The organism is Beijerinckia sp. L45 (assembly GCF_009765775.1).
Lineage (GTDB): Bacteria > Pseudomonadota > Alphaproteobacteria > Rhizobiales > Beijerinckiaceae > RH-AL1.
This window is the reverse complement of record NZ_LMUU01000168.1, coordinates 65395-75733: the sequence shown is the minus strand read 5'-3', so window position 1 is coordinate 75733 and position 10339 is coordinate 65395. Positions and strand designations below refer to the sequence as shown.

Genomic DNA, 10339 nt, shown 5'->3' with positions numbered 1-10339 from the left:
CCGAGCGGCGGCTCGCTGTTCAAGCGCGCCCGCGCGATCGTCACACTGCTGCGCGGCACCCAGGCGGCCCGGCGGATCATCCGCCGGGTCAAGCCGCGCGCGCTGGTCGGCTTCGGCGGCTACCCCACCGTACCGCCGGTCCTCGCCGCCACGCAGCTGAAAATTCCGACGATCCTGCACGAGCAGAATGCCGTGATGGGCCGCGCCAACCGGTTTCTCGCTGCAAGGGTGAAGGCCGTCGCGAAGGGCTTCGACAATCTCACTGTCGACAAGCCGAGCATTACCGCCAAGATGCGCCTCACCGGCAACCCGGTGCGCCCGAACGTGCTCGAGGCGGCGCGCCTGCCTTACCCCGATTTCACCGGCGGCGTGCTGCGGCTGCTGATCACCGGCGGCTCGCAGGGCGCACGGGTGATGTCCGACATCGTGCCGGCCGCGATCGCGCTGCTCAGCCCGGACGACCGCGGGCGGCTCATCATCGTGCAGCAGGCCCGCGACGAGGACGAAGTCCGCGTCAAGGCGGCTTACGACGCGCTGGGCCTCGTCGCCGAGGTCGCGCCGTTCTTCGTCGACCTGCCGCTGCGCATCGCTCAGGCGCATCTCGTCATCGCCCGCGCCGGCGCGTCGACCGTTTCGGAGCTCGCCGTGATCGGCCGCCCGTCGATTCTGGTGCCGTTTCCCTTTGCGCTCGATCAGGACCAGGCGGCCAATGCCGCCCTGCTCGACAAGGCCGGTGCGGCGCTCGTCATTAAACAAACGCTTTTCACGGCCGAATGGCTGGCGGATGCGATCCGCCAAGCGCTGCTCGACCGCGAGGGGCTTGAAGCCCGCGCCTTCGCGGCGAAGAAGACCGGCATTGCCGATGCCGCGGAGCGCTTGGCCGACCTTGTCGAAAGCCTGATGGCGCCAGAGGACACCGAATGAAACTGCCGACCGAACTCGGGCCCATCCATTTCGTCGGCATCGGCGGCATCGGCATGTCCGGCATCGCCGAGGTGATGCTCAACCTCGGCTATACCGTGCAGGGCTCCGACGCCTCGGAGAACGCCAACGTGCTGCGGCTGCGCGAAAAAGGCGCGACCGTTCACGTCGGCCATGACGCCGCGCATCTCGGCGATGCCGAAGTCGTGGTCGTGTCGACGGCGATCCAGCGCGACAACCCGGAATTGTTCGCCGCCCGCGAGCGAAGGATTCCTGTGGTCCGCCGTGCGGAAATGCTCGCGGAACTGATGCGCCTGAAACATTGCGTGGCGATCGGCGGCACCCATGGCAAGACCACCACGACCTCGCTCGTCGCAACCTTGCTCGACGCCGGAAAATTCGACCCGACCGTGATCAACGGCGGCATCATCAACGCCTACGGCACCAATGCCCGGTTAGGCGGTGGCGACTGGATGGTGGTGGAAGCCGACGAGAGCGACGGCACATTCCTGAAGCTGCCGGCGGACGTTGCGGTGGTCACCAACATCGACCCCGAACATCTCGATCATTTCGGCACTTTCGACGCGATCAAGGACGCCTTTCGCGCCTTCGTCGAAAACATTCCCTTCTACGGCTTCGCCGTGATGTGCCTGGACCATCCGACGGTGCAGGAACTGGTCGGCAAGATCGAGGACCGCCGCGTCGTCACCTACGGCGAAACCCCGCAGGCGGACGTGCGGCTCGTCGACGTCGATCTCACCGGCGGCGTGTCACGCTTCTCGGTGATCATCCGCGACCGCAAGAGCAACACCCAGATCCGCCTCGACGATCTCGTGATGCCGATGCCCGGCCTGCACAACGCGCTGAACGCCACGGCGGCGCTGGCGGTAGCGCACCAGCTCGGCATGAGCGCGGACGCGATCCGCACCGGCTTGGGGAATTTTGGCGGGGTCAAGCGGCGCTTCACCCGGACCGGCGAATGGCAAGGCACGGCGATCTTCGACGACTACGGGCATCATCCCGTGGAGATCGCCGCGGTGCTGCGGGCCGCCCGCGCCTCGACGCGCGCGCAGGTCATCGCGGTGGTGCAGCCGCATCGCTACACCCGCCTGCAGTCGCTGTTCGCCGACTTCGCCACCTGCTTCAACGACGCGGACGCCGTCATCGTCGCCGACGTCTATCCCGCCGGCGAGCAGCCGATCGACGGCATCAATCGCGACAGCCTGGTGCAGGCGATCAAGGCCCACGGCCACCGCCATGTGCAGGCACTGCAGAGCGCCGCCGAACTGCCGCATCTCGTGCGCACCATCGCGCAGCCCGGGGATTATGTGGTCCTGCTCGGCGCCGGCAACATCACCCAATGGGCCTACGCGCTGCCCGGCCAGCTCGCGGCCGGCGACAAGCCCTGATGGACGATGACTTCGCCACGACTCTGCGCGGCGACATGCCGGCGCTGCGTGGCGTCCTGACCGCCAACGCGCCGCTGGCGGCGTTGAGCTGGTTCAAGACCGGCGGGCCGGCTGAGGTTTTGTTCGCGCCGACCGATGAAGACGATCTCGCATATTTTCTCGGCGCTCTCGATCCGGGCATCCCTGTCCTGACGATCGGTTTGGGATCGAACCTCTTGATTCGCGACGGTGGCGTCGCGGGCGTGGTGATCCAGTTGGGCAAACCATTTGCCGGCATTGCCGTCGACGGCGTTCAAATCACCGCCGGCGCGGCGGTGCCTGACGTCAAGCTCGCCTCCGGCGCGGCGCAGGCCGGCATCGCCGGGTTGGCGTTTCTGCGCGGCATTCCCGGCTCGGTCGGCGGGGCGCTACGGATGAACGGCGGCGCCTATGGCGCCGAGACCAAGGATGTTTTCGTCTCTGCGCGCGGCGTCGACCGTGCCGGAGCCGTCCATGAGTATGCGGCGGCCGATATGGGTTTCACCTATCGCCACTGCGCTGTTGCGGACGACGTGATCTTCACCCGCGCCACGTTCGCCGGCACGGTCGGCGATCCCGAGACGATACGCGCCGACATGGCGGCGATCACCCAGGCCCGCGCGGCGACGCAGCCGGTCAACACCCGCACCGGCGGCTCGACCTTCAAAAATCCGCCCGGCGAAAAGGCCTGGGCTCTGGTCGACAGGGCCGGCTGCCGCGGGCTGGTCCACGGCGATGCGCAGGTGTCGGAGCTGCACACGAATTTTCTGATCAACCGCGGCGCAGCGAGCGCGGCGGATCTGGAAGAGCTCGGCGAAATCGTGCGCGCGCGGGTGCTGGAAACGAGCGGGGTGTCTCTCGAGTGGGAGATCGCGCGGGTGGGGATGCGATAGGTATGAAGCGTCAAGCCCCCTCCACCGCCTTCGGCGATCCCCCTCCCCCGCTTCGCAGGGGAGGATGCGCCGGCAATCCTCACCCGCGAAGCGGAGGGGGACCATGCGAAGCATGGTGGAGGGGGCCGACAGACCGAAGGGAAGACCGCACATCATGAGCAAGCACGTCGCCGTCCTCCTCGGCGGTCTTTCCGCCGAGCGCGAAGTTTCGCTGCGCTCGGGGGAGGCCTGCGCCGCGGCGTTGGAAGGCCAGGGTTTTCGCGTCACCCGAATCGACGCCGGCCGCGATCTCGGCACGGTGCTCGCGGCGCTGAAGCCTGATGTCGTGCTCAACGCCCTCCACGGCCGCTTCGGCGAGGACGGCATCGTCCAGGGCATTCTCGAGATGCTGCGGATTCCCTATACGCACTCCGGGGTGCTGGCCTCGGCGCTCGCCATGCAGAAGGACCGCGCCAAGGACGTGATGAAGGCAGCCGGCATTCCGGTGGCCGAGGGCCTGACGCTCAACCGCTTCGAGGTGGCGAAACGCCACGTCATGCCGCCGCCCTACGTGGTTAAGCCGCTCAGCGAGGGATCCTCGTTCGGCGTGCTGATCGTTAACGACGATCATGCCCACCCGCCGCAGGAACTGACCTCGGAGTCCTGGACGCATGGCGACATGGTGCTGGTCGAGCGCTTCGTCGCCGGACGCGAGCTGACCTGCGCCGTGATGGGCGACAAAGCCCTTGACGTCATCGAGATCCTGGCGGCTGACGGCGGCTGGTACGACTACAACGCCAAATATGCGAAGGGCGGATCGATTCACGTCCTTCCGGCCAATCTTAAAGGAAATGTTTACCAAATTGTTCAAGAGTTAACTTTGAGGGCCCACTTGGCGCTCGGGTGCCGAGGCGTAAGCCGTACGGACTTTCGATACGACGATCGCCCCGGAGGTACGGGCGACCTCGTCGTGTTGGAGATCAATACGCAACCCGGCATGACCGAGACGTCGCTGGTCCCCGAGTTGGCGGCCAATGTTGGCCTTTCATTTGGTGAGCTTGTTCGATGGATGGTGGACGACGCCTCCTGCGACCGTTGACGGATTTCGCAAACGCGCTTGCCCCAGCCCCGCTTGCCCTCGCCACCGATACGCAAGCCTTTGCCCTGAACACCCGCCCGCGTCACGAGCCGCGCCCTGCGGCGACTGTGCGCCCCCGCCGCCGCCGCGCCACGATCACCCGGCTCGAGCGGCTTGCGCGTTCGTCCTATTTCGGCGGTTCCCTGGTGGTCGTGTTCTTCGCGCTCATCGGCGGCTACGCTGCGGTGCGCAGCGGCGCCTATGCCGCCTACATCGAGACCAACGGCGCCCTCTACGATCAGGCCGCGAAGACGGCGGGCTTCGCCATCCATGCCGTCACGATCAACGGCGCGCATGAGCTGAGCGAAAACGAAGTTCTGACGCTGGCCGGCGTCGGGCCGCGCAATTCGCTCATCTTCCTCAATGTCGCGGATGTCCGCGCGCGGCTGAAATCCGTGCCGCTGATCAGGGAAGCCAGCGTCTCGAAACTGTTTCCCAATCGCCTGCTGATCGAGATCGAGGAGCGCAAACCCTACGCGCTCTGGCAGAAGGACGGCGCGGTTTCGATCGTCTCCGCCGACGGCACGACGATCGACGACATGCATGATGCGCGTTTCGAGACGCTGCCGCTGGTCACCGGCGTCGGCGCCAACGAAAAGCTTGCCGACTATATCGCCCTGCTCGACGCCGCTGGGGATCTGCGCTCGCGGATCCGCGCCGGCATCTATGTCGCCGGACGGCGCTGGACGCTGAAGACCAATAGCGGCGTCGAGATCGTGCTGCCGGAAAAAGAGCCGGCCGACGCGCTGTCCCGTCTCGCTTTGCTCGAGCACGACAGCCACATCCTGGAAAAGGACGTGCTGTCGCTCGACCTGCGCATTCCCGGCCGCGTCGTGGCGCGCCTCTCGGCCGAAGCCGGCGCGGTGCGCGACGAAGCGCTGGCGAAAAAGACCAAAACAAAGGGCGCGACAACATGAGCACGGCCACCATGCCGCCGCGCATGCGTCCCCTGTCCTCCAGGCGTAGCGCCATTCTCTCGGTCCTCGACGTCGGCACCTCGAAGATCGTGTGCCTGATCGCGCGCCTGCAGCCGATCGAGCCCTCCGAAATGCTGCGCGGCCGCACGCATCGCTGCCGCATCCTCGGCATCGGCCATCAGCGCTCGCGCGGCATCAAGAGCGGCACCGTCGTCGACATGGAAGCCGCCGAAGGCGCGATCCGTCTTGCCGTCGACGCTGCCGAGCGCATGGCCGGCGTGCAGGTGCAGAGCGTCATCGTCAACAATACCGGCGGCCGGCTGTCGTCGCAGTTCTTCGATGCGAAGATCGCCGTCGGCGGCCATGCCGTCTCCGACAGCGAAGTGCATCGCGTGCTCGAAGCCTGCCATGCGCACACCGTGCCGGGCCGCATCGTGCTGCATTCGCTGCCGACCGGATTTTCGCTCGGCAGCGCATCCGACATTCGCGATCCGCGCGGCCTCATCGGCGACGAACTCGGTGCCGCGATGCACGTGCTGAGCTGCGATAGCGGCGCTGCAAGCAACCTCATGCTGGCGATCGAACGCTGCCATCTCTCCATCGAGGCGATGGTGGCGACGCCTTATGCGTCGGGACTTTCCGCGCTCGTCGACGACGAAGCCGAACTCGGCACCGCGATCATCGACATCGGCGGCGGCACAACATCCGTCGGTGTCTTCGCCGGTGGCAATCTCACCCATGCCGATGCCTTCAGCGTCGGCGGCCGCCACGTCACTTCGGATCTGGCGCGCGGGCTGAACATTCCGCTTGCCGATGCCGAGCGGCTGAAGACGCTGCACGGCACCTGTCTTTCGGCTGCCTCCGACGATCGCGAAACCATCGCGGTGACGCAGGTCGGCGAAGACGGCGACCACGCGACGCACCTGCCGAAATCACAGCTGACGCGCATTATCAAGCCGCGCGTCGAGGAAATATTGGAGCTGGTGCGCGACAGATTGCAAAGTGCGGGGTTCCCCGCGCATTCCGGTCGGCGTATCGTGCTGACGGGCGGCGCAAGTCAGCTCGCCGGTCTGAGCGATGCCGCCAAGCGCATCCTCTCCGGACAGGTCCGCATCGGTCGCCCGCTGGGCATCCAGGGTCTGCCCGAGTCTGCCAAAGGTCCGGCGTTTTCCGCGGCCGTAGGCTTGCTCGTCTATCCGCAAGTGAGCGGGATCGAACATTTCCGGCCGGTCGGTTCGAAAATGCTTCGGGAGCCAACCAACGACAATTACATGGCCCGCGTCGGACGCTGGCTAAAGGACAGTTTTTGAGATGACGCAGGCCTTGGGGCAGCTCGGCGGCTGCTCCAGAGTTTGCCCATGTCGCGGAAGCGCTCTCCAGCCTGGCGAAACCCTCGGCTGATATAGCGCTCCCAACAGGTATGAGACGGCGCGTGATCTGACCGGAACCGTTTGCGATGTTCCGATCCACGCGCTCAAGCTGCAACTGGCGTTGACGCGCCCAACACCGCAAGAGGCCATGCGATGACGATCAACCTGAAAGCCCCCGAGTTGCGGGAATTGAAGCCCCGCATCATGGTGTGCGGCGTCGGCGGTGCTGGCGGCAATGCCGTCAACAACATGATCGTCTCCGGCCTGATCGGCGTCGACTTCATCGTCGCCAACACCGACGCCCAGGCGCTCACCGCCTCGAAAGCCGAGCGCATCATCCAGATGGGCCTGCAGGTCACCGAAGGTCTCGGCGCCGGCTCGCAGCCGGAAGTCGGCCGCGCCGCCGCTGAAGAAGCGCTCGAAGAAATCCGCGACCATCTCGCCGGCGCGCACATGGTGTTCGTCACCGCGGGCATGGGCGGCGGCACCGGCACCGGTGCGGCTCCCGTCATCGCCCGCATCGCCCGCGACATGGGCATTCTGACCGTCGGCGTCGTCACCAAGCCGTTCCAGTTCGAAGGCCAGCGCCGCATGCGCATCGCGGATGCCGGCATCGCCGAACTGCACAAGGCCGTCGACACGCTGATCACGATTCCCAATCAGAATCTGTTCCGCATCGCCAACGAAAAGACCACCTTCGCCGACGCCTTCTCGATGGCCGACCAGGTGCTCTATTCCGGCGTCGCCTGCATCACCGATCTGATGGTGAAAGAAGGCCTGATCAACCTCGACTTCGCCGATGTCCGCGCCATCATGCGCGAAATGGGCAAGGCGATGATGGGCACCGGCGAAGCGTCGGGCGACAAGCGCGCGATCCTCGCCGCCGAAGCCGCGATCGCCAACCCGCTGCTCGACGAAGTCTCCATGAAGGGCGCGCGCGGCCTGCTGATCTCGATCACCGGCGGCAACGACCTGACCCTCTACGAAGTCGACGAAGCGGCGAGCCGCATCCGCCAGGAAGTCGACGAAGACGCCAACATCATCCTCGGCGCGACCTTCGACGAGAGCCTCGACGGCATCGTCCGCGTCTCGGTCGTCGCTACCGGCATCGACCAGCCGCTCGGCGGCCGCGACCTCAACACCGCGGAAGCCCGCATCGCCGAAGCCGCCAACCGGCTCCGCGCGCAATCCCAGCAGCCGCGCCTCGAAGCGCCGGCGCCGACCGCGCGCTACGCCGTGGCTCCGCCGGAAGCCTATGCGCCGGCCCCGACGCCCGCGCCCGTCTACGAAGAGCCGGCTCCCGCGCCACAGCAGCACCACTATCAACCTGCCCCGGTCGCTTCCGCCGCCGGCGTCCAGCTGCAGCAGGTCGCGCCGCCCGCCGCCCCGACCTATGCCGAGCCGCCGCGCCCGGCCGTCCGCGAGCCGGAGCGTTATGACGCCGGCCCGTTCATCCCGCCAGCCGCCGAGCAGCCCAGCATCCGCCAGCAGCGCATGCCGCAGATCGAAGACCTGCCGATGCCGGTGCAGAACCAGATCCGCCAGCAGCATTACGCCGCGACGACCGACAGCCAGGCCGACGTCAAGCGCCGCACCCTGCTGGAGCGCCTCGCCGCCTTCGGCATGAGCCGTGACGAAGTGGCCCCGACCGCCGCGCCGGAACCACGCCAGGCGCCGCAGCTCGGCTATCAGCCTGCCCCGCAGCGCCCGCAACCGAGCCCCACGCACGCCGACTATGCCAAGCGCCCGCCGGCGCCGATGCCCGCGCATCGCCAAGCCGATCCGCATGGCCGCCCTGTCGCTCCGACCCGTCAGAGCGAAGACGACCAGCTGGAAATCCCGGCGTTCCTGCGCCGCCAGACGAGCTGAGTCGCAGCCAAGACCTTCAAACGCGATCGACCGGAGACGATCCGGCCGATCGCGCTGTGGCTCTTAAAGCCACTCTCGAAAGATTCCTTCCAAGAGATGGAACCGCCACAATATCGCCGTGTCCCCATCCGACCGTGGCCATGGCGCGATGGTCACATTTGCGCTATCAGATGATCTTTGATCTTCGTCAGCGCGCCCGCAGGGGCCATCGTGAGTGATCCCGCATGCTGTCTTCGCCTCGCCTCTCGGGTCCGGCCCGTTCCTGCCTGACCGCCCTGACGGCGCTCGTGGTGCTGAGCGTCCCGGTCGCTGCCCGTGCCGACTTCATGGACACGATCAACCCGATGAACTGGTTCGGGAAAGAGAAGTACGAGACCAAGATCATCAACGATCCGCCGGCCGACCAGCTCTACACCAAGGGTCTGGCCGACCTGAAGAAGCGGGAATACGAGAGCGCGGCCAAGTCGTTCTCGACGCTGGAAAAGGCCTATCCCTATTCGCAGTATCAGCGGAAGGGGCTGGTGATGACGACCTTCAGCCAGTACCAGGACGCCAAATACGACGACGCGATCGGCTCGGCCAAGCGCTACCTCGGCCTCTATCCGAACTCCGTCGATTCGCCTTACGTGCAATATCTCGAGGCGATGTCGTTTTATAACCAGATCCCGGACATCGCACACGATCAGGACCGCTCGGAAAAATCGGTCGCCCTGTTCCAGGAGCTGATCACCAAATATCCGAAATCGGAATATGTCGACGACGCCCGCTACAAGATTCAGGTGGCGCGCGACCAGCTCGCCGGCAAGGAAATGTCCGTCGGCCGCTACTATCTCGACCGCCACGAATATACCGCTGCGGTGAACCGCTTCCGCACCGTGCTGGCGAAATACCAGACCACCCGGCATTCCGAAGAGGCGCTGGAGCGACTGACCGAAGCCTATCTCGCGATGGGCCTGCCGCAGGAGGCGCAGACCGCCGCCGCCGTGCTCGGCCACAACTATCCGGACTCGCCGTGGTACCAGGACGCCTTCGCCAAGCTGAAGGGCCAGAACCTGGCGCCGAGCGAGGACAAGGGCTCGTGGATCTCGCAGACGTTCCATAAGATGGGGATGGGTTAGGCGGGACCGCGCATCTGCCGCTTTAGCCCCGGTCCAAAGACTTTAGCTTGCCGAGTGGTTACCGCCGATGAACTGGGCAGCTTGTCCCGATGTCGAGAGCATACCTGGCAAAGCATCGGGCGCGTGGGTCGTAAAGGACACGCGCGTACCTGCTGACGCCGTCGTCGATAATGCGCGCGACGGTTACAGCGCCGAAGACATCGCAACAAAGATCTTTCCCAGCGTTCCGGTAGACCGGATCCGCCGCGTGTTGTCGTTTGCGCGGCTTCATGAAAACAGTCCTGCTTGATGAGAATGTGCCAGTTGGGCTCGGGACGATATTGATCGCGGCCGGCATCGCGGTACGGCATGTTGGCGCGATGGGGCTTAAGGGCGTGTCAGACAACGCGTTGCTCGCTGCAACTGTAAGCGAGGGCTTCGACGTCTTCGTGACCACGGATCAGAATCTGCCATACCAACAAAACCTGGGCGCCATGCCTTTGGCTGTCGTCGTGCTCTGCACGAACAATTGGAACGTGATTCAGCAACATATCTCAACGATTTGCACCGCGATTGAGCGCACTCGTCCCGGCAACGTGACGGTGGTTCACGAGACCGCCCTGCGCTCGAAACGGTGATGGTTGCTCGATGTTCTGCCGGAGACCGCTCCACCTCCGGCGTCCGCCCTTGACGCCACCCGCAAACCTTGGCACCCAACATCGTCCCCG

At 65.8% G+C, this 10339-nt stretch carries 10 protein-coding genes; all 10 read left to right on the top strand.

The window, feature by feature from the left end:
* The coding region (locus GSQ79_RS18475; protein ID WP_158810142.1) for a glycosyltransferase at positions 1-924 on the top strand (924 nt) is incomplete at its 5' end.
* Positions 921-2330, top strand: coding sequence for a UDP-N-acetylmuramate--L-alanine ligase (gene murC / locus GSQ79_RS18470; RefSeq protein ID WP_158810141.1), 1410 nt, complete (start codon positions 921-923; stop codon positions 2328-2330). The genes GSQ79_RS18475 and murC, both read left to right, overlap by 4 nt.
* A complete protein-coding gene (gene murB / locus GSQ79_RS18465) occupies positions 2330-3241 on the top strand; it encodes a UDP-N-acetylmuramate dehydrogenase (protein ID WP_158810140.1) in 912 nt (303 codons plus the stop codon). The genes murC and murB overlap by 1 nt, the downstream gene beginning before the upstream one ends.
* Positions 3242-3395: 154 nt before the next feature.
* Complete coding sequence (locus tag GSQ79_RS18460; protein ID WP_158810139.1) at positions 3396-4319, top strand: D-alanine--D-alanine ligase; 924 nt, start codon at positions 3396-3398, stop codon at positions 4317-4319.
* A complete protein-coding gene (locus GSQ79_RS18455) occupies positions 4316-5275 on the top strand; it encodes a cell division protein FtsQ/DivIB (RefSeq protein WP_246725425.1) in 960 nt (319 codons plus the stop codon). The genes GSQ79_RS18460 and GSQ79_RS18455 overlap by 4 nt, the downstream gene beginning before the upstream one ends.
* Complete coding sequence (gene ftsA, locus GSQ79_RS18450) at positions 5272-6585, top strand: cell division protein FtsA (RefSeq protein WP_158810137.1); 1314 nt, start codon at positions 5272-5274, stop codon at positions 6583-6585. Before GSQ79_RS18455 ends, ftsA begins: the two co-directional genes overlap by 4 nt.
* Positions 6586-6798: 213 nt before the next feature.
* Complete coding sequence (gene ftsZ, locus GSQ79_RS18445; protein ID WP_158810136.1) at positions 6799-8514, top strand: cell division protein FtsZ; 1716 nt, start codon at positions 6799-6801, stop codon at positions 8512-8514.
* A gap of 224 nt (positions 8515-8738) precedes the next feature.
* The gene (locus GSQ79_RS18440) at positions 8739-9632 is read left to right on the top strand and encodes an outer membrane protein assembly factor BamD (protein ID WP_158810135.1); all 894 of its coding nucleotides are present in this window, start codon (positions 8739-8741) and stop codon (positions 9630-9632) included.
* A gap of 67 nt (positions 9633-9699) precedes the next feature.
* Positions 9700-9921 carry a DUF433 domain-containing protein gene (locus GSQ79_RS18435; protein WP_158810134.1) on the top strand — a complete coding sequence of 74 codons (222 nt, stop codon included), beginning with the start codon at positions 9700-9702 and terminating at the stop codon, positions 9919-9921.
* A complete protein-coding gene (locus GSQ79_RS18430) occupies positions 9902-10249 on the top strand; it encodes a DUF5615 family PIN-like protein (protein WP_158810133.1) in 348 nt (115 codons plus the stop codon). The genes GSQ79_RS18435 and GSQ79_RS18430 overlap by 20 nt, the downstream gene beginning before the upstream one ends.
* The last annotated feature ends 90 nt before the right edge of the window (positions 10250-10339 follow it).

Coding starts and splice junctions, on each gene's coding strand:
- murC (WP_158810141.1), top strand. CDS start 921: ATGAAACTGCCGACCGAACTCGGGCCCATCCATTTCGTCGGCATCGGC.
- murB (WP_158810140.1), top strand. CDS start 2,330: ATGGACGATGACTTCGCCACGACTCTGCGCGGCGACATGCCGGCGCTG.
- GSQ79_RS18460 (WP_158810139.1), top strand. CDS start 3,396: ATGAGCAAGCACGTCGCCGTCCTCCTCGGCGGTCTTTCCGCCGAGCGC.
- ftsA (WP_158810137.1), top strand. CDS start 5,272: ATGAGCACGGCCACCATGCCGCCGCGCATGCGTCCCCTGTCCTCCAGG.
- ftsZ (WP_158810136.1), top strand. CDS start 6,799: ATGACGATCAACCTGAAAGCCCCCGAGTTGCGGGAATTGAAGCCCCGC.
- GSQ79_RS18440 (WP_158810135.1), top strand. CDS start 8,739: ATGCTGTCTTCGCCTCGCCTCTCGGGTCCGGCCCGTTCCTGCCTGACC.
- GSQ79_RS18435 (WP_158810134.1), top strand. CDS start 9,700: ATGAACTGGGCAGCTTGTCCCGATGTCGAGAGCATACCTGGCAAAGCA.
- GSQ79_RS18430 (WP_158810133.1), top strand. CDS start 9,902: ATGAAAACAGTCCTGCTTGATGAGAATGTGCCAGTTGGGCTCGGGACG.